Annotated in this window: 18 protein-coding genes; 13 read left to right on the top strand and 5 right to left on the bottom strand. The window is 42.1% G+C overall.

All coding sequences use genetic code 11. The annotated features are described in order from the left end of the window. Positions 1–97: 97 nt before the first annotated feature. The 12 genes from JKG64_RS20170 (at position 98) to JKG64_RS20115 (ending at position 13304) form a co-directional block, all read left to right on the top strand. Positions 98–1378 (top strand): replication-associated recombination protein A, encoded by a 1281-nt coding sequence (locus tag JKG64_RS20170; protein WP_210356071.1) that lies wholly within the window; start codon positions 98–100, stop codon positions 1376–1378. Positions 1379–1535: 157 nt separating this feature from the next. Then, positions 1536–2054, top strand: a complete 519-nt coding sequence (locus JKG64_RS20165; RefSeq protein ID WP_210356070.1) for a 3'-5' exonuclease — start codon at positions 1536–1538, stop codon at positions 2052–2054. 28 nt (positions 2055–2082) lie between these two features. Continuing rightward, positions 2083–3072, top strand: coding sequence for a mannose-1-phosphate guanylyltransferase (locus JKG64_RS20160; RefSeq protein ID WP_210356069.1), 990 nt, complete (start codon positions 2083–2085; stop codon positions 3070–3072). 5 nt (positions 3073–3077) lie between these two features. Further along, entirely contained in the window at positions 3078–4367 is a 1290-nt protein-coding gene (locus JKG64_RS20155; RefSeq protein WP_210356068.1) for a nucleotide sugar dehydrogenase, read from the top strand. Between the two features lie 152 nt (positions 4368–4519). Continuing rightward, positions 4520–5350 carry a helix-turn-helix domain-containing protein gene (locus JKG64_RS20150; RefSeq protein WP_210356067.1) on the top strand — a complete coding sequence of 277 codons (831 nt, stop codon included), beginning with the start codon at positions 4520–4522 and terminating at the stop codon, positions 5348–5350. 105 nt (positions 5351–5455) lie between these two features. Further along, positions 5456–5986, top strand: a complete 531-nt coding sequence (locus tag JKG64_RS20145) for a hypothetical protein (protein WP_210356066.1) — start codon at positions 5456–5458, stop codon at positions 5984–5986. Positions 5987–6178: 192 nt separating this feature from the next. After that, complete coding sequence (locus tag JKG64_RS20140; RefSeq protein WP_210356065.1) at positions 6179–6793, top strand: hypothetical protein; 615 nt, start codon at positions 6179–6181, stop codon at positions 6791–6793. A 107-nt stretch (positions 6794–6900) separates the two neighbouring features. Continuing rightward, entirely contained in the window at positions 6901–7719 is an 819-nt protein-coding gene (locus JKG64_RS20135; protein ID WP_210356064.1) for a fimbrial biogenesis chaperone, read from the top strand. Then, complete coding sequence (locus tag JKG64_RS20130; RefSeq protein ID WP_210356063.1) at positions 7703–8785, top strand: hypothetical protein; 1083 nt, start codon at positions 7703–7705, stop codon at positions 8783–8785. Before JKG64_RS20135 ends, JKG64_RS20130 begins: the two co-directional genes overlap by 17 nt. Before the next feature lie 53 nt (positions 8786–8838). Further along, the gene (locus JKG64_RS20125) at positions 8839–11631 is read left to right on the top strand and encodes a COG1470 family protein (RefSeq protein WP_210356062.1); all 2793 of its coding nucleotides are present in this window, start codon (positions 8839–8841) and stop codon (positions 11629–11631) included. A 140-nt stretch (positions 11632–11771) separates the two neighbouring features. Further along, the gene (locus JKG64_RS20120) at positions 11772–12269 is read left to right on the top strand and encodes a hypothetical protein (protein ID WP_210356061.1); all 498 of its coding nucleotides are present in this window, start codon (positions 11772–11774) and stop codon (positions 12267–12269) included. A gap of 114 nt (positions 12270–12383) precedes the next feature. Continuing rightward, complete coding sequence (locus tag JKG64_RS20115; protein ID WP_210356060.1) at positions 12384–13304, top strand: bestrophin family protein; 921 nt, start codon at positions 12384–12386, stop codon at positions 13302–13304. A gap of 4 nt (positions 13305–13308) precedes the next feature. Here JKG64_RS20115 and JKG64_RS20110 read toward each other — a convergent pair whose 3' ends face one another. The 5 genes from JKG64_RS20110 to JKG64_RS20090 all read right to left on the bottom strand — a co-directional run bounded on the left by JKG64_RS20110 (position 13309) and on the right by JKG64_RS20090 (position 19135). Beyond that, a complete protein-coding gene (locus JKG64_RS20110) occupies positions 13309–14292 on the bottom strand; it encodes a PliI family lysozyme inhibitor of I-type lysozyme (RefSeq protein ID WP_210356059.1) in 984 nt (327 codons plus the stop codon). Between the two features lie 131 nt (positions 14293–14423). Further along, complete coding sequence (locus JKG64_RS20105) at positions 14424–16007, bottom strand: DHA2 family efflux MFS transporter permease subunit (protein WP_210356058.1); 1584 nt, start codon at positions 16005–16007, stop codon at positions 14424–14426. A 2-nt stretch (positions 16008–16009) separates the two neighbouring features. Beyond that, positions 16010–17125, bottom strand: a complete 1116-nt coding sequence (locus JKG64_RS20100; protein ID WP_246512708.1) for an HlyD family secretion protein — start codon at positions 17123–17125, stop codon at positions 16010–16012. 2 nt (positions 17126–17127) lie between these two features. After that, positions 17128–18438, bottom strand: a complete 1311-nt coding sequence (locus JKG64_RS20095) for a TolC family protein (protein ID WP_210356057.1) — start codon at positions 18436–18438, stop codon at positions 17128–17130. Positions 18439–18511: 73 nt separating this feature from the next. Beyond that, positions 18512–19135, bottom strand: coding sequence for a TetR family transcriptional regulator (locus JKG64_RS20090; protein ID WP_210356056.1), 624 nt, complete (start codon positions 19133–19135; stop codon positions 18512–18514). 378 nt (positions 19136–19513) lie between these two features. Here JKG64_RS20090 and JKG64_RS20085 point away from each other — a divergent pair, with 378 nt between their 5' ends. Continuing rightward, on the top strand, positions 19514–20593 hold the full coding sequence (locus JKG64_RS20085) for an HlyD family secretion protein (protein WP_022829227.1): 1080 nt from the start codon (positions 19514–19516) through the stop codon (positions 20591–20593). The last annotated feature ends 98 nt before the right edge of the window (positions 20594–20691 follow it).

Raw genomic sequence — 20691 nt, 5'->3', positions numbered from 1 at the left:
AAATTCTTCGAATTGTAAAACAGTTAACCCCTAAAAGCAGGGCAATGATTATGCCTTTCTACAAAATCCGTACCTTTGTGGATTAAATGGAGTGATTATGGCAACACGAGTACCTCTAGCAGAACGGCTTAGGCCCCGAAAATTACAAGATTATGTCGGTCAGCAGCATATTATTGGTGAAGATGCAGTGCTTTACCATGCCTTGCAGCGTAAAAATATTCCCTCCATGATTCTCTGGGGGCCTCCTGGAGTGGGAAAGACCAGTCTTGCTAATCTGATTGCAAAAGAGTTGGACCGACCTTTCTTTAGCCTCAGTGCGATCAAATCTGGCGTAAAGGAAGTTCGTGAGGTGATCGATAAGGCGGATCAGTTGATGAATTTTAATCAAGAGCAACCGATTTTATTTATTGATGAGATCCATCGCTTTTCGAAAAGCCAGCAGGACTCCCTGTTAGGGGCTGTGGAGCGTGGATTGGTAACGTTGATTGGCGCTACTACAGAAAACCCCTCGTTTGAGGTGATTTCTGCCCTATTGAGTCGGTGTCAGGTTTATGTGTTGGAAAATTTAGAGGCAGAGGATTTGATCGGGTTGCTTCAGAAAGCAATCAAGGAAGATGAATTTCTAAAAAATGATACGATTGTTATCAAAGAATACGATGCTTTATTACGCTTGTCGGGTGGAGATGCCCGAAAGTTGCTGAATGTGTTTGAATTGGTCGTAGATGCAGCTGTGCCTTATAATACACCTATCACCAATGATTTTGTCCTTAAACAGGTGCAGCAGAATATGGCCCGTTATGATAAAACGGGCGAGCAGCATTACGATATTATATCTGCATTCATCAAGTCGATCCGTGGTTCCGATCCGAATGCCGCCATATATTGGTTGGCACGTATGATAGAAGGAGGGGAAGACCCTTCGTTTATAGCGAGACGGCTGTTGATCTTGGCTTCAGAAGATATTGGAAATGCAAATCCCAATGCGCTCTTGCTGGCAAATAGCTGCTTTCAGGCAGTGAATGTAATTGGCTGGCCGGAGTCGCGTATCATATTGGGGCAGACCGTTACTTATTTGGCTTCGTCTGCTAAAAGTAATGCTTCGTATGAAGCAATCAATAAGGCACAGGCTTTAGTGCGGCAGACGGGTGATTTGTCAGTTCCATTACATTTGCGTAATGCGCCTACTAAATTAATGAAAGAACTGGATTATGGCACCGAGTATAAGTATTCTCACGCTTATCCCGGAAATTTTGTAGTGCAGGAATTTATGCCTGAGCAGCTACAGGGGAGTAAGCTGTATGAGCCGGGAAGTAACGCCGCAGAAGATAAGTTGCGGCTTTCCTTGCGGGAGAAATGGAAGGGAAAATACGGGTATTAGTTTTATATTCAGTTGTTTGGCTAATTTTATCACTGTGTTCGTTGGTTCGTAGTTAGGCTAAACGCTGTTTAGGTTTATATTGAATGTAGAAATGTCGGTTTTTTTTTGGATAGGCCGGTGTTTCATTTTAACATATTACTTCATACTTTTGTCACAGATGGATACATTTACAGCGATAGATTTTGAGTTAGCGACATCCGACTATACAAGTGTGTGTGCTGTAGGTGTTGTCAATGTGATTGATGGGCAGATTAGCAATGAGTTTTACAGTCTCGTCAGGCCTCCGCAGAACAAGTATATGTGGCAAACGACACGTGTGCACGGTATAAAACCGAAAGATACAGCAGGAGCTCCTACATTTCAAGAATTGTACCCCGTATTGGCACCGCTATTGACAGGTCAATTTATGGTAGCACATAACGAATCCTTCGATCGGGCAGTCCTGCAGCGGACGATGAAGTTTTATGATCTAGATTATAAAGTGCTTCAGTTACCGGAAACTTGGGCCTGTACCAGCAATATATACCGTGAAAAAGGTTTTATAAAAACAAAACTTAGTATTTGTTGTGAATTGATGGGGATTCCTTTGGAACACCATGATGCACTTTCCGATGCTCGGGCGTCTGCTTTACTTTATCTAAAACAAGATTATATCCCTGCCGCACTACTAAAGTAGGTTGCGGGTTTAGCATGTATTAATTATTATGGCAAGTATTATTAACGTTATATTATCAGGAGGAGTCGGTTCTCGATTATGGCCACTGTCTCGTAAGTCTCGGCCCAAACAGTATATTCCGCTATTTGAGGGGCAGTCTTTGTTTGAGCTGACTGTCTTCCGGAATCAAGGTGTTGTAGATCGGACAATAATGGTTGGTAGTATACAGAATGTAGACCTTGCCAAACCGTACTTGGCGGAGCATAAAAGTCAGACTATCGTAGAGGCAACGCCTCGTAACACGGCGGCGGCAATTGCTTTTGCAGCCTTTGCCTGCGATCCAGACGATATATTGATTGTAACCCCGTCTGACCACCTTATCGAAAATCAAACACAGTACGAGTCCGTGTTGAAGCAAGGGATAGAAATGGCGGAACAGGACTATCTCGTGACATTTGGTATACAGCCAAATCGACCAGAGACTGGTTATGGGTACATCGAGTACGAAGATAATTACGTGCTATCTTTTAGGGAGAAACCTAATTTGGAAACCGCAAAAGAGTTTTTAAAAAGGGGGAATTTCCTGTGGAACTCAGGGATATTTTGCTTTAAGGCTTCCATTTACCTGGAGGAACTGTTCCGTTTCGAACCAAAGGTATTCCGTGCCTCTAAAGAAGCGTTTGAAGCCTCGCATCATGGGGTCTTATCGGAGGAGCTTTCTGCTAAGATTCCTTCCAAAAGTATAGACTATGCCGTGATGGAGCGTAGTGAGCGGATTAAGGTTATCCCTTCGCAGTTTATATGGTCGGATATGGGATCTTATGATTCCCTGTACGACTATCTGAAAGGTAAAGGTCATGCCGTGGATCCTGCAGGTAATATGGTAATAGGGACGGATAAGTATGTTTCGTTTGTGGGGGTACAGGATACCATACTGGTTCATACCGAAGATGCTCTTCTTGTGGTCAAAAAGCAGGCGTCTCAGGATGTCAAACATTTGTACGAAGAGTTGGAACACGGAGCCTCACCATTGTTATAGTTTAGATGCCGTATTCAGATACAATAGCCGTTATAGGCCAGGGATATGTCGGACTTCCGCTTGCGTTGGCTTTTGCGGCCCACTATTCCGTATTGGGATACGATATTTCTGTCAGTAGGGTGGAGGCGCTCAATCAAGGGAGGGATCGGACGTTAGAGGTTGAAGAGGGACGGTTACAGCAGATGTTGGCATTAGCTGTCGAGCAACCTCAGCGCCGGGGATATCGCGCTACTAGCGAGCTGAGCGATATCGCTCATGCGCAAATTTATATTGTAACGGTACCCACACCTATAGATGAGTTTAACGCGCCAGATCTTAGTTTTTTACAGCAGGCGTCGTTTGAGATTGGTCAGGTACTGAGACCAGGCGATATCGTTATCTACGAGTCTACTGTGTATCCGGGATGTACAGAGGAAGAGTGTGTGCCTATTCTCGCACAAACATCCAACCTTCGTTTTAATATCGATTTTTTTGTAGGCTACTCGCCAGAACGAATTAATCCCGGAGATAAGGTCAATACCTTAGAACAGATTGTAAAAGTGACTTCAGGGTCTACTCCAGAAAGTGCAGAAAAAATTGATGCACTCTACGCTACAATTATTGAAGCAGGTACCTATAAGGCTCCATCGATCAAGGTTGCAGAAGCTGCCAAAGCTATAGAGAATGCACAGCGGGATGTTAATATTTCCTTTGTGAACGAGCTTGCTCTGATTTTTGACAGGATCGGAATTGATACGCATGATGTATTGGATGCCGCAGCCACAAAGTTCAATTTTCTTAAATATAAGCCAGGTCTGGTGGGAGGACATTGTATCTCCGTTGATCCTTATTATTTGGCACACAAATCCTCGCAATTGGGATACCATCCTGAGGTTATTCTTTCGGGACGTCGGGTCAATAACCGCATGGCCGAGTTTGTGGCTTCGAAGGTGGTCAAGCTGATGTCCCAAAAGCATATAGCGGTAAAGGACGCTAAGGTATTGATTCTGGGACTTACGTTTAAAGAGAACTGTCCTGATGTACGTAATACTAAAGTGCTGGACATCTACGAGGAGCTAAAGGAGTACGGAGCTATACCGGTACTGTGCGACCCCTGGGCTGACCCAGAAGAAGTAAGGCGCGAATATCTGATCGATCTTCAGACGCAACCTGAAGGGACTTATGATGCGGTTATTCTAGCAGTTGCGCATACTGAATTTTTGCAATTGGATATTCGGTCGCTTCTTGCGGACAAAGCAGTGGTTTTTGATTGCAAATCTGTACTTGATCGTACTATTGTAGATGCTCGTCTTTAAGCTAATCCTATATCTTGTGTTAGGGTGGAACACCTCTTTTCTTTCGTATTATTTTTGTCATTTTGCAATTCTTTTTCGTTAAGCTTAAATATCTTTTTTACATTTATTCCAAGTAATTAATTGCTTTACACTACCTATAAAAGCATTTTTGAATGGAATACGGCATACGATATGTTGTTGGGGCAGATTTGAGCCCCAGTGCTAATGATCTTGCGTTAAAAAAAGAGCATTATACGTTATTGTTTATCAAAGATGCAGGTTGCAGTCTTTATTTCAATCAGGTCCTTTTGGATTTTCCAGCCAATAGCTTAATATTCGTTCCTTTCGGTACAACGTTGAAAAGTAATCCTGAAGAGACTAGGGAATTTGTGCTTATTTATTTTACCGAGTCTTTCTTTAGCCGCAGTGACTGGGACTGTACTTTTCTGCACAACTTTTTCAGTGCATCCGGAAATAGTTCGACCTACCGTTTATTAACGGTGCCCGAAGAGTATCTCTTTTATTATGAGTTCGTACGTACCCATTTGGAAATGGCGAGAAAGCAAAGTCCCGAATCTATACAGCATGTTTTAGCCTTTAATATTATCAAACAGATTTTGTTGCTGGGAGAAGTGTATCTGGGAGACCGGGATCGTGCAAGATTTATGGAGGAGAGCGAATCCGCTTTAGTGGTGAATCGTTTTCAGCAACTTATTATGGAGCATGTTTCTCAGGAAAAACATGTATCCTATTATGCTGACCGTCTTAAGGTCAGTCCTAGAAAGTTGTTGGTATATACCAAAGAGGTAACAGGAGAAACTCCAAAAGAGCTGATTGTTGAAGGGTTGGTTCGAGTGGCAAAGCGCTTACTTGCCAATTCGAAACTTAGCATTAAACAGATTGCCTGGCAGTTGGGATATACTGACGAGAATAATTTCAGTGCTTTTTTTTCTAAGGAAGCAGGCGAGAGCCCTAAAATGTACCGCAATAACTGGAAAAAGTAGTGAAGCGTATTTAATTTTATGATATGCGTCACAGTCTGTAAAATAATGGTTTAAAAATTTTTTTTGATCTGATTTTAGCGTTATTTTTACAGAAACAGCTATACTATGAAAGCGTTATTGACCACATTATTACTTCTGATAATGGCCTCTTGGACTGTTAATGCACAGACCAATGTACGTCTTAATATTGTCCTTAACCATGTACAGAATCTCACTATACATCCGGATCAGAATGCGGTCACATTGACCTATAATGATTTGGAGGACTATAGAAGAGGGGTAGAGGTCGTCAAGAATTCACATTTGACGGTCTTCAGTACGGGAGCTTATGAGGTCAAGGTCAAGCTTGCCAATGAAGAGTTTGTTAAGCTTGGCGGACAGCCGACTGATAGACTGCTGATGCCACAAATAAAAATAAAGGCGAGGCCTGTTATTGTGGATCAACAAGTCGTATTGACGACGAGTGAATTGAGTGCTGCAGGGGGCCGTATTATCTCCTCGGACAGACCTGCATTTGACGCCATCTATGACGTGACTTACCAGGGGCCTGGCGGAGAAGAACTGATTCGCTATGCCGAAAAAAATAAAACGGTCGTTTTTACAAACGATGTGCTCTACAGTATTGAGACGAGATAGGTCTTTTCAACCATTTTCTGTAGCGTTAATACTACATCTTGTAGACCGAAAACTACAAAAAACAACTACTGCATTTTTTCATACCTTTTGCGCCTAAAATCATATTTTATGGCCTTTTTCCGTGACTACTTTTGTCCTGTTCTCAATGATGTAGAACATAAAAAGTAAAAGAAAAGTTTATCTAAAAGAAATATGAAAAAAGTAGTTTTAGCGTTAGCAGTAGTCTTCGCAACAGTAGTAGGAGCAAATGCACAAGAGGCTTCAAAATCAGCTAAAGTAAAAGTCAATGTGGTACTTAACCCGTTTCAATCTATTGAAATTGGTACACCGGGATCCACTAGCCCTGGAGCAGGATATGGTGATGAGGTGACATTGACATATAACACGGTTAATGACTATAAAAATGGTGTAAGCCAATTAGTTAATAAGCAATTAAAAGTTTCTTCAGTGGGGTCTGGCTATAGAGTTAGTGCAGCTTTAGGTTTTAACGGAGGAAGCACAGGAGCATTTAAGAAAATCCAAGGAGGTGGTGCAGAGACTGTAGATGCTTCTCAACTATTGGAGGTAGCAATTGGTAAGACAGGAACTCTAAATGGATTGACAGCAGGTAAACAAGCTTCAGGAAATATGGATTTCGGTCCTATGGGAACTACGAGTACAGGAGAGTCCTCTGTATTGGACGAGTTCTTAGATGTTAAGTACTTTGGTAAAAAATTAGATGGTGCAGCGGTAAGTGCTCTTTTTGGAAATCAAAAAACACAAGTTAAATATTCAATCGATGTGGTATACACGATTGCTGTCAACTAAGTTGGGACAACTCATATAGTCGATGAAAAGGCAAGTGTAGAACGCTTGCCTTTTTTTATAGTGCTATGAAAAATTTTTCTTAATTTTCCATACAAAATCTACATTCTATGCGACACTACCTGTTTATTCTCTTGTTGAGTCTGTTTACATTTCCTCTTGGCTATGCACAGACAGGCCTTACTGTGGGGCCTCCCCGTATATATTTCGTGGCGGATGCCGGTCAGAATCAGACGCAGTATGTAGACGTTACAAATCCGAGTAAAGATTATCCATTAGATCTCGCGGTGTCATTTGAAGATTGGGCCTATTCTCCGATTGGTGATAATGTTCTCAGCCCAAAAGGCAGCTTAAAAACAAGCTGTGCGGATTGGTTGACGGTGTCAGAACCGTTCTTCTCTTTAAAGCCAGGAGAAACCAAGCGCTTACAGTTGCAGATGAGTGTTCCTACAAATAAAAGCTATACTGATGCCTTGCCGGTACATACGACCATGTTATTTGTCACGCAGCTTAACCCCCGTGTTAGTGAAGAGCGTGAAGGAGCGAATATTCGTTTAGCTGTACGGTCGGGTATAAAAGTCTATCAGCGGTTCAATGGACGGTCCCGTGCAGATTTGGAAATCAGCAACTTGGAATACCACTCGGTCGATAGTGTTGGGAAGTACCTCGAGCTGAGTTTTGACACAAAAGGCAACACATGGATGGAAGGGCAATTGCGTACAGAGTTTTTAAATCAAGATACCGGAAATCGTTATAAGGTTGATGATATTCAGTTTTATAGTTTGCCTGGAGACCAAAGGAAGCAATATATACTACTTCCCAAAGAGTTAACAGCAGGAAACTATCTGGCCACAACAATGTTGTTTTATGGAGAGGATAATGATGTTAAGATAGCAGAGATTGAGTTTGATTATGTTCCAAAGACTTAGATTTTATATCCTGTTGTTTGTGTTGCTTACCGCTTCTTTGTCCGGTACAGCACAGATAACTTTTGGTGTTTGGTCTAATAATTATATCGAGCTTACCTCCTATCTTGGACAAAGTACCCATGCTAGGTTTAATACATTTCAGTTTCAGATGGGTAGCCAGAGCAATATCAATTACCCCAATTGGTCCTTGTCTGTACAATTGCTGCGACCGATACAGCCCAGCTCCGGAGGGCCAAATAAAAGTGGTAAACCCTTTCCGGCAGACAAGATTAGTTTGCGCTGGACAGAGGATGATAATAAATCTGTCTTGAATCTTAACGAAATCGGAGCTAGCCGCAATGATATTTTCTTGGCAAATAGTGGTGAGATTTATTTAATCGAAAAGTCAAACCAAGCATTACGGGCGGAGAAGAATTTTTATTCTTCTGCATTATTATTCGGGATGGTCAAAATAGCACAGGGTAAATATCTTGAAGATTTTGTGAGTGGAGTAAGCGCGAATACCCATATTGAATACGATATTCCCCTGAAGTTTACGCTGTATGAGGTGAACGGTAAAGTTATAGGGACGCAAGTTCTTAATTATAAGTTGCATATTCCTCCAACGCTTACAGACGGAGGGGCCGTCGAGGTTGTCCCCGATTATAGTCTACAGGTCGACGCAGGGGCGATAGATGCATCCCTGCAGTTTTTTACGCGACAACATTACATTGATGGTGTTAAGCTGATGATAGAGAGCGCTATCCGTGTCAACTCGAATACCGATTACGAATTACGTGTTAAGTCCTTGGATCCAGAAATACGAAGGTCATCAGGAGAGGGACTTCCTCTGTCTTTACTGTCATTGCAGGTAATACCGAATGCAGGTGCGGGAAATACGACCTCTAATCCTAAGATACAATTGTCTACTACGGAGCAAGTGGCTTATTCTGGGCAGTCGAAGGATAAAAATGTGACTCGTACTTTTAATATACAGTATGAGGCCAATCTGACACGCTCACAGTCACTCACTGCCCGGCCGGGTAATTATACGGTGTCTCTGCTCTATCTCTTAATGCCCAAATAGTGAAGATGTTTCTCCGATTTAGGCTTGCTTATAGGTGTTTCCCGAAATGGCTAATGATGCTTCTGCTCATTTGCTTGACTTCGTTGTCTGGCTTTGCTCAAGGAAATACACCCATACAATGGGGGATTGCAACAAGTATGTCGTTACAGACGGGGGTTAATAGTCTTGAAGTGGAATTGCAGAATAATAGCACCACTGCATTTGAAGGCTACGTAACCTTAGAACTGCCTCCTGATTTGGTGAGTCTGAGCACAGCTCGTATAGCTGTGCGTATTGCTCCGGGGAAGAAGCGTTTTCTGTCACTCAAACTGCGTGCGCAAGCGCTAGGAGCACTGAAGGGTAAAAGCTTTAACGTATTACTTCACGAACAGGTGGGAACACAGGTTGCAGTAAAAAAAGTACAGCTAGAGGTTGCCGATAAGCGCTCCGTCCAACTTCAGGATAATTCTAGCGTTCAGTATCTGCGTAATGTTGGTGATTCTATTGAAATGCTTTTGCGCGTGATCAATACAGGGACGACGGATGAAGCAGTAAAGATTCTCTTATCCTCCCCAGATCGTGTCGGAAAGGTAGTCTTTCAGCAGCTTGATGTATCGATTCGCTCAGGAAAAGATACCCTGTTGAGACACACCTTCCCGGTAGAGCGCTATATGATGACGCTATCTCAGTATACGGTACGGGTAGCAGGTATCTATGATAATAATGATGTGTTTGGTAATCTTAGCGTGCTTTATGCCAATATTACTTCCAGCCGTAATTTCCAGCAAATGTTTGCCCCTGACCGTTCTTTTTCAGGATATACGCCCAATTATGTCGAGTTCCGGGTATCCAATATCCTAGATGAGCAACAGTCTTATAATCTATTCTCCGAGGGAGCATATCGACTTATGGGAGGACGTATCCGTTATGGAGCCGCTATAAATCGTTGGGGCGGGGATGCACGGTGGAATGTCAATAATACCTTTTTGGAATATGAAAAAAGGGGACATAGTGTTGCTGTGGGAAATATACAAGAGAGCTTAGAAGCACCCTTCTATGGACGTGGCGCTACCTATGCCTACCGAGATACTGCGCTAGATCAGCGTGTGTCATTTGGGGTTGTACAGCGGACACCTAATCTGTTGGGAGGCTATGGAAACGATAATCCCGGATTTACTGCGTTCGCTCGACTACAATTAGCAGAAGAACGTACAGATGGAAAGCGATATGAAGGACAGGTCGTATACGATAACAATCGAATGGATAGCGTCAGTGCCATCTTGTGGACTAACCGGTTTGACATTCTTCGGTCTACGGATCCCGAATCGGTCCGGCTAGAAGGTTTTTTGGGGGCTGGCGTGCAGCAATATCATGGTGTGTACTATAAGGAGCAGAGTATGTCCTCCTTTGCCGCGGGGGTGAAAATGAATAAACGTGCGCGTGGCTGGGACCTGAGCAGTGATAATTATTACAGCAGCGGGTATTTTCCCGGCAATCGGCGTGGGACAGTACAGTTGGTACAGCGGGTCAACCGTCGGTTAAAACAGCTAGGTGTAGGGCTTGGATATTCCTATATCGATTATAGTCCGCTACATCTCAATCCTTATTTCCAGTCTTTCAAAAGCGGTACATCTAAATGGGATATGCAGTTTTCGTTACCGCTATCTTCCCGAGGCCAGCTTAGTATCGTGCCAAGCTATAGCAACGAATATGCTGATTATATGTTACAGCAGGATATTGTTAAGCTTTCGGCCCGTTATGCGCTACTGTTGGCTAGTGCAAATCTCCGTTCTAAGGATTTGAAGCATAGTCTCTTTTTGACGGTCGAGGGTGGAGGAACATCGCTCAAAGGGGTGTCGGCCACACGCTTTGTGGTGCGTACAGATTTCTCGTATAATTATGACCGATTGGGGATTTTTGGAAATTATCAGAGTGGAGCATTCCAGATTTATGATATGATGAGCAGCCAACTGATGGGGCAGGAAATCGGTAAGCGTTATTTGTTGGGGGCACGTTATCAGGGAGATTTATTACAACGGCGGATAAATTGGACTGGAAGTGTCAGCGGGCAGGTTAATCAGGGTTGGGGACATTCTTTTAACAGTAATATTCAGGGGCAGTACCGTATTGCTAAATTGACACAGTTACAGGCTGTATTCCAGTATATATATAATGTGGGGGTAACGAACTATAAATATGATTATACGAACCTGCAGATAGGTGTAAGACAGCAGTTTAAAGGACAAGATTTGGATCGACCTGCAATTAAAACGGGAGATATGCAGGTATTCTGTTACTATGACAATAACGGTAATTCTGTTTTTGATGCGGGTGATGAGAAGGCGGTAGACTATGAATTTACGGTACGCAACATTCTCTTTGTCACTGACAAAAAAGGCGAATCGACTTTTAAGAAAATGTCCTATGGTAGTTATATGTTGTTTTTTCCACTGAAGAGCCAATATCAGGGAAGTTCCCGTGTTGTGGAGATTGATAGGAAGACCATCCGTTTGGAGGTCGCATTACATAAGGTCGGAGTCGTGAAAGGGCAGTTATTTTTGGATTATGATCCTGCGCTTAGTCTAGCCACCAATACCCGATTGGATGTATACCATATTATCGCGAGAAGCGAGGAGGGAAAGGAATTTACGATGAAGACGGATGTACATGGACAGTTTGAGTTTCATCTTCCTGAGGGAGAGTATACTATATATCCGGATGTCAATCGTTTTCCTGAAAATGTATACCTGAATCAGTCTGCATATACGATAACGGTTGCTGTAGGGAAAGAGTTAAAACTACAACCTTTTCGGTTATCGGTGAAGAGTAAAGAGGTTGATATCAAGCGTTTTGGGCATAAAAAATAACAATCTGCGGATGTCTGTTCCCGGTAAAGTTACTGCTGGCAACTATTAAACATAAATTTTTTTTATAGGAAATTTCTTTTACAGTCGAAAGTTTCTTAAATTCGTGTAGGGCTTGCTCCCAGGCAAACCCAAAGCTATCTATGATTTATGAAGTGTTATTAACCTTGATAATAATCCTTTTGGGTTTTTTGGCCTATGTACAAAGCAATAGGACGGGGAGGATTTTTCTCTTTCAGGACGCTGTGGACTTACGTCTTTCCGTATGTTATGCTACGGATAATGAGGATTCTGATAGCGGGAGTGCCATGGTGAAGCTACGATTGGAACTATTGTTTCTCTCCCCTCAATATAAGGGTATATGTGTAGAGGAGATTGGATTTCTTCGACGGAAAGAAGTCCGATTAAGACAGTTTAATCGATTGTTTTTTACTGGCGCTTCCACCGAAGCAAGAACCCGTGAACTTTTTATCGTAGTAGATGCCACGCGATTGGCAGAGATTCGGCTTAATGGCCTCGAGCTGCACATCGGAGGGTATCTATTGTCTCCTGAATTGAGTAAGCACGCTATCTACCAGAAGTTCATTGTTTTCGAACGTCCCGCTATTCTGGACAACGAAGAAGAAAAGTATCTCGCCTGATAGACATCATGCCTATAGGGGTATATGGGACTAAATTTCATATAGCTATCGCTACGGTTTATTAAAGCTAAAATATCTACGTATTTTTGTAGCGGATTAACGCGTTACATTATAATGATCATACGAAAGAAAGAAAATTGGTTTAGGATGCTGTTTATCTGGCAAGGATCAGTTTTGCCTCGGTTATTACCGCGGCTTTCTCTACTTTTTGTTTTATCAATAGGGATTGTTTATTTCCACGGCACCTTGTTTTCTTATAAGGTACCTTTGAATCCAGTGCCTTTTACATTATTTGGGTTTGTGTTGGCCCTTTTTCTGGGATTTAGAAATAATGTGAGCTATGAACGCTTTTGGGAAGGCCGGAAATTATGGGGAGCATTATTGAATGTATCCCGTTCTCTGACACGGCAAGCGCTGACCTTAGGGAAAGGATTGGATAAAGAGTCTACACGTTATTTTATAAATCTTATAGGAGCCTTTATTGTGGCTCTTAAACATCAATTGCGCTCCACGGATGCTCTTGCCGATTTGCGGTCTCGACTATCGGAGTCCGATTGTGCTATCATATCCAGATCAAAGTATAAGCCTGCTGTCATTCTAAGGCTACTGGGAGAATGGGGGCAACGCTCAAAAGAGCAGGGAAACATAGACTCGATTCAGCAGGCACGGTTTGACGAGAATTTAGATCGGCTTTCTGATATTTTGGGAGGTTGCGAGCGTATTCTGTCTACACCTATTCCGTATAGTTATCAGGTGTTGCTCCATCGTACCGTTTATATTTACTGTTTATTGCTACCTTTTGGTTTAGTAGACAGCCTGAGTTGGTTTACTCCCTTTCTTGTGGTTTTCATTGCTTATACCTTCGTGGCGTTCGAAGCCATAGCAGATGAGATAGAGGAACCATTTGGCCAAGAGCCCAATGATTTAGCCTTGAACAGTATGGGCAACATGATTGAAGAGACGATTGCGGAATTGATCGGCGATGATCCCGAAAAAGCCCTAAAGTCTGAAGCTACGGTTAAGATTGTCGACTAAAATTCTATAGTTCTTCTGCGGAAGTGACAACTAATATCCGGGTGCTTTCTCCATCTGTTAACTCGTATTTTATTGCTCGGTGTTTGCCCGTGGGGTTTGCATTGGTGTCACCCTCTTGGTACACAGGAAATTTTTGTATCAAATAGCCGTCGACTAAACTAAAACTATCATGCCCAAGATACCCTTTGTTGATCTTGGGATTTGCTGCAGTGGGAGGGAAATAAATCTGACTTAATGACTTCCCTTTATTTACAGAGTAGCCAATGATGCTTCCATAGCTTCCACTACCATGAGATTGTGTATATACCAGTACCTCCGGATAGCCGTCTTTGTTCATATCTCCAATCTGCGCGTCTAGTACTGTCTGTCCGGTGATATCATGACTGTGTATGTCGTTGTCTATGGACAATCCTGTGGGAGTAATTGTTAACTGCTCTTTATCTCCATCGTGCTTACTACGGATTGAAAAAGAAATACCATTGAATTTGAGATTCTTGATGAATGAGGTTCGGTCTACCTGTGTGCTATCTAGGTCTTCCTTGATTTTTTTGTAACGTCCTCCCAAAGATGCACCTCCAGAGCAATAAAAGTTGAGTATGGTAGAGTCATTAACGAGTTCTGATTTTATATGGACACTCTCATCATCAAATGATAGAAGAACAGGCTTCCCCTCGAGCATCGTGCGGTATACATTGGTCCGTGTTTTTGATGCCTGCGCATCCAGGGTGCAGGTAGGTCCTTTTAGATCTGCTCTTGAACGGACTTTGATATTGATGACGGTATCGGATAGTTGCTGTACGGATATCCCTACCCAGTCAAAACCTTCGGCTCTTTTCTCATATGTAGTATCGACATAATTCCCTTCTACATTAACTGACCGGTCTGTGATTTCTTCTTTTTGTGTAACTGTTTCTGTGGGTTTGAGGTTACAACTAGTGATGACAAGTAAGGATAATGTTGCTAGGATAAGATTATTTAATACAGACATAAAGTAACGATTTGTTGTTATAAAATATCTAATGCAAAATCCTTACCAATCCGGAGTGACTTTTTTAAAATACTAGAAGCGCTATTTCGCGCCTCTAGTATTAGTAGGGGTATCCCGTGCGAAAGATGCCTCTAATGGACATTAGACATGTCGACTTTGTTATTTCCCTGTTTTATCATCAGTACAAAGGGAACACATATTAAAAATGCTAAACCCAGATATAAAAAGACGTCCATATAGGATAGTACTGTTGCTTGTTTGGTAACACTCATATCTAATAGCTGATGCGCCTTGGCTAGGGCTTCATTCGGCGAGAAACCTTTGGCCTGGAAAGTCGCTTGCATTTGTTGTAGGCGCTGCTGTACTTCAAACTTGCTAGGGTCAAGATTGGATATCAGGTCGACCCGGTGTTTTTGGGAATCCCTAGCGATGAATGTTGTGATTAAAGCAATACCGAACGAGCCTCCCAGTTGTCGCATCATCCCCGTAAATGCCGCTCCTTCTCCGATAGATTTACCATGTAGAGTGGACAAGGAAAGGGTCATGACCGGTACAAATAATAAACCTAAGCCCATGCCTCGAAAGATTAATGGCCAAAACATATGTTCTGCTCCGGTATCATTGGTCATCAGGCTATACATCCAGAGACAGAAGCCAAAGAAAATGCTGAGACCGACTGCCACCATGTATTTTTGAGGGACACCATTCTGAATCATCTTGCCTATGAAAGGCATCATCATTCCTGTCATGATAGAGCTAGGGAGCAATAATAGACCTGCGTCTGTAGCTGTCCAGCCCAGTATGGACTGGGTATATATGGGAATGATAAAAGTAGAGCCAAATAGTCCGAAGCCCAGAATAAAGCTCATCACGACACCGACCTGCAGATTTTTGTCTTTTAGCACCCGAAGGTTCACAATGGGTTTTTCGTAGACCAATTCGCGCCAGATAAAGAATAGAAGCCCAAATACAGATAGAATGGATAAACCTAGTATCAGCGGGTCATCAAACCAATCATCTTGTTGTCCATGTTCCAGAACGAATTGTAAAGAGCCGATAAAAAGAATAAGAAATAGCATTCCAAACCAATCGACCTCTTTTGCAGACTGTTTTTGGCTGTATTTTGGACTGCGGACAAAAGAGAATGTCAGTAAAGTGGCAATAATTCCTAGAGGTACATTGATATAAAAAATATAAGGCCACGAAAAGTTATCGATGATATATCCACCTAAGGGAGGTCCTAGTGTGGGACCTATAATTACTCCCATCCCATATATGGCCTGTGCCATACTTCGCTTTTCTTTGGGATAGCTCTCCGTGATGATTGTCTGTGCTGTTACCAATAAGGCACCACCTCCCATTCCCTGTATAAATCGGAAGGCTACCAGTTCCCATATGTTGTTTGCATTACCACATAAGAATGAGGCTATCGTAAAGATAATAATCGATGCGGCAAAGTAATTCCGCCGGCCAAACTGTTGCGAAAGCCAGCTTGTCATAGGGATCACGATGACGTTGGCGATGGCATAAGCTGTAATGACCCAAGCGACATCGGTCAGTGTTGCTCCTAATGAACCCTTCATTTCATTGAGGGCAACATTGACTATTGTAGTATCAACAATTTCGAGGAGTGCACAGAGCACAGCCGTAATTGTGATAATGACTCTTCGGAACCCATATTCAACGAGGCTATCTTGTTGATTTGAATTTTCCATAATTATCGAACAAATACGTCTACATCTGCGTTCATACCAGGGCGTAGTAAGGCGATGTGCTCCGCTGTATTTTCAGTCGTCAGTTTTATTTTAACAGGCAGGCGTTGTACAGTTTTGACAAAGTTGCCCGTAGCATTGTCCGGAGGAAGTAAGGAAAATCTTGACCCGGTCGCTGGAGAAAAAGAGTTTACTTCTCCTTCAAATTCAACATTAGGATAAGCGCTTACTTTAATTCCAACCTTTTGTCCCGGCTTCATTTTTTGAAGCTGGGTCTCTTTAAAGTTTGCGACGACCCATGTCTCTTTATTGTCAACGATATAGAATAAAGATTGGCCGGGGTTAATCATCTGACCTGGTTGCACTTTAATATTCGAGACCTGTCCATCGACAGAAGCTAATACGGCCGTATAAGAAAGGTTCAACTTGGCCGCATCCAACTGGGCCTTGGCTCGTTTTACATTTGCCTCCGCGACGGAGGTTTGTTTGGAGGCTACAGTAGTCTTGCTTACGATAGCGTGTCGTTGAGAGGCACTCGCATTTCTTTGTTGCTGCAATATTTCAACTTGCTTATCCGCTTCCAATTTGCCTGTTAGCGCTTGCTCATATTGTTGCTTTGTGATAGACTGATTGTTGTACAGGTTTTGGTAGCGGATATAGTCGTTGTTCGCCTGGTTTGCACGGATTACTGCGGCTTCAATGCTCCCTGCGTTGGATTGAATCGTTGCATCAGAAATTGCGACATTTGCAGAGGAGGCCGATACATCCGCTTTGGAGACATCAAAGCTACTTTCTGCCGCAGCGACTGCCGCTTCGGCCTCTTCTACCCGGATCTGGTAATCCTGACTTTCAATAGTAAACAAGGTGTCTCCCTTTTTTACAAAATCATTGTCTTTGACATATACAGAAGCGATATAGCCACCAACACGCGGTATAATGGGGCTCATGTTTTTTTCAACCTGTGCATCGTCTGTTGTCTCGTGAGATAGGCTTTGTACATATTTGTAACCACCATAGCCACCTCCAAAAATGATTAATGCGGATAGGATAATTATGAATTTTTTATTGGTTCCTTTTTTTTCGGCTGTGTTTTCCGTTGTATTTTCCATGTCTTGTTGCATTGCTATTTAATGTTTAGTGCCCCGTTTGATAACATAAGGTCATAGTATTTTTCAATTGTATTGGCTTGGCTAATGGCTAGATTGATTTTGCTTTGTAGCTGTTGCACATCAGCAGTCAACAGGTCGTCCGTATCCGCAATACCATTCTCATATTTGTCTTTGGTGATTCTATAGTTTTCAGAAGCCTGTTCTACGGCTTGTCGATAGACTAGATTTTGCTTCTGTGCCAATGTGTAATTTTCATTTGCCTGTTGTACCTCTATTTTGACTCTATCCTTTAAAACCTCGAGGTGGTCATCCATCTCCTTGATTCGGTTTTTGGCGACATTGATTTCTCGTTTGCTTTTATACAGCGATCCAATGTCGTAGGAGATACCCATGCCCAGGGATGCGGCATTGGTTACGGTGACAATATTGTGCAATCCAAATGCATTATACCCTGCTGAAGCAAATATTTTAGGCAGATTGGAAGACTTCGCTACCTTTAATTGATCTTCGGCTATACGATGTTGGGATTCGAGAGATTTAATATCCGATCTATTGACTGTGGCCTCGGTATAGGAAGCCTGTTGTAGGGGAGTGACACCTTTGATTTCTGTTAGATCAATCTGATCCAATGCGGCCTCTTCGTCGATTTTTAAAAGGTTGGCAAGTTGATAATTTAATATCTTGATATTCTTTTGCGCCTCTTGAAGGGATACTTGATAGTTCGATAGCTGCAACTCCGCCTTTAACAGATCATTTCGTGCAATCAGGCCATTATCCAGCATCGCTTTGAAGTCAGAAACACGCTGTTCTGACTGTTTGATGTTTTCTGTTACCAGGAGATTCGTCTGTTGGGCCTTATAGAGGTTCAAGTAGATGTTTATAGCGCGCGAAGCAAGTTTCTCTTTGGTTACAACCGCATTCCATTCTTCTGCCTGCTGTGCATCTTTGGCGATATCGATTCCACCTTTTATCTGCCCTCCGGTATAGATAGGCATACGGACTGAGGCTTGGCCTATCCAGAGCTGATTCGCCGCAATATCTGCGGGCTTTCCTCCAGTGCCCAGTGCCAGTTTTAAATCTAAATTTGGGGTAGTCATGAACATGTACTGTCCATTTACCTGAGCATCTGGAAGTTGTTTTGATTTTGCCTGTTCAACTTCAAGCTGCCGTCCCAGTATCTTCGTGTCAGAGAATTTTGCTTCGCTACTTTGCGTAGCGGCCATGTGGATTACTTCATCCAAAGTCAAATGTTGTTGGTGCTGAGCAGATAATCCTAAAGGACTGAGTAAGAGTAAAAATCCTAGATTGACCAACTTAGTTTTCATATGTATATAATTTGATTTCCAGTTATCATATGGAATATCCAAACTGTGTTCATTCGTTTTTGTGCAGTCTGTGCTACATGGATATTTCATATGTCAATAAAGCTTTAATTGTTGTTTGTATAAAATGAGTTAATGTTGTTTCGATATAGATGCCATAGTCATCGTCGCTTTCAATACCGAGCTGTTCCTGTAGGAAAACCTGATTCATCTGGAAGTTCATAAATGTTCCCATCATCATCGAGTGTATCAGGGTGGGGTTGTTGTTCGCACTGAATACCCCTTTGGCAATACCTTCATTGATGATAGTTGAGATTGTGCTCAGATTATGAATCTTCAGTTTACTAAAAGGTTCTGATAGCAGCATACGCCTTTTTAAAGAACTTTCGATAGCAATGAAACGGTAGATTTCCCGATGAGAATTCATCGCTTTAATGTATTTTTCAATCATTTTATCGATTTTTTCTAAAGAACATTCCATGAATGAAAGTTCTTCGGTATCAATCATAAAATCAGGAATCCGCCATTCAAAAAAGCTGTCCAAAAGACCGTCTTTGGAACCAAAATAGTAGTTGATCATGGCGACATTGACGTTCGCCTCTGTCGCAATATCACGAACAGAGGTGCTGTCGAATCCTTGGGTAGAAAAAAGCTTTTCTGCTGCAAGAAGAATATCTGTTTGTTTTTCGTTAAAACTCATTTATATACACTTGAATTATCAAATAGAATAAGAGCGGTGCTGTTATTTTTAAAAAAAGCGAAGCAAATTTAAACACTTGTTTAAATTAAACAAGTGTTTAAATGTTGTTTTTTTGTAATTTATTTTTGACGGTATCTCGTTGCTTATTACAGCTATACGTTGCTATTTCGCTTTTTCTTGCTGTAACACTTGTTCTTAAATCAGTCAGAATACGGATTGTAAAGCCACTGGAGCGAATCATAAACGAATTATTTATTTGCTCAAAACTGCTTTTACTTTTAGGGCATCAAAGGAGGTATAAGATAAATGTATACCTGTCTTGAACTAAAAGATGAAACACGGGAAGGGGTATAAAGCCTGACTTAAAGAACATAAAAAATGAAAAGAAACACAATCTATATTTCCATACTTGTTATGCTTGTCTGCGTGATAGCAATTATGCCCCTTGTTAAAATTCCTATTTCAACTTCTTCAAGAGGAATTGTCCGTCCAGTATCGGAGAATACTAAGTTAGCCTCGGTCGTTAGTGGAAGGATTGTCAAATCTAATCTCAAGTTCAATAACCAATTGGTTGCGGCGGGGGATACACTGCTAGTCGTGACATCCCAGCACCTTGAGTCTAAGAAACACCTTCAGGTGGGGTTGAGTAGTGATTACAATGCGCAGTTGCATGATTTGTCCAAATTGGTAAGAGGTGATTTCTCCAATCTGTTGACAGGACAGTATCAGAAGGAAGTAAGCACGCTACAGGAAAAAACAGAAGAACTGAGGGCACAGTTGGAATTGGCTCAAAAAGAACTAGCTCGAGCAAAAGTGCTGTTTGAACAGGGGGTCATCCCACAGGCCGAATACGATAAAACCTACTTTAGTTTCAAGAATATCAAAAGTAAGGTCAAAGCTTTAGAAGAGCAACAAATGGCACAGTGGCAGGCGCAAAAAAGAGATATACAGCGTCAACTGACCACAGTAACCAATGATATTTCGCAAATAGAAATTGAAGGCGAGAACTATGTTATCCGTGCTCCGATAGCAGGCCGTTTGGTCAACCTATCGGGGGTCAATGAGGGTAATTTCTTAATACAAGGGCAGCCCATTGTTGAAATTTCTGTGGATAATGACCTTGTTGCCGAATGTATGGTGTCTCCCAGTGATATCGGATTAATAAAGAAAGGGCAAAAGGTCCGTTTTCAGATTGATACCTACAATTATAACCAATGGGGAATGATCGACGGTAAGGTTGAGGATATTGATCAAAATATCATGGCAACGGAGGGAGGGCAGAGCTTTTTTAAAGTCCGGTGCTCTATGGAAAAAAATCATCTTGAGTTAAAGAACGGGTATAAAGGAGAGATCCAAAAAGGAAGTACCTATACGGCTCGGTTTTATTTATTGGATCGAACGCTATGGCAACTGCTGTTTGATCGGGTTGATGACTGGTTTAATCCAAATCTGATTTAAAAGTAAGCTACTGAAATATGCTAATCGTAAAGAACAAGGAGTTGCTCTAAGGGGATTGTCATGTCAAAAAATAAATAGTACCGGGTAATCCGAAACGG

Origin of the sequence: Sphingobacterium tabacisoli, assembly GCF_017908035.1 — a bacterium.
GTDB lineage: Bacteria > Bacteroidota > Bacteroidia > Sphingobacteriales > Sphingobacteriaceae > Sphingobacterium > Sphingobacterium tabacisoli.
Note: the sequence above shows the minus strand (reverse complement) of the source record. Positions and strands in the feature narration are given on the sequence as shown.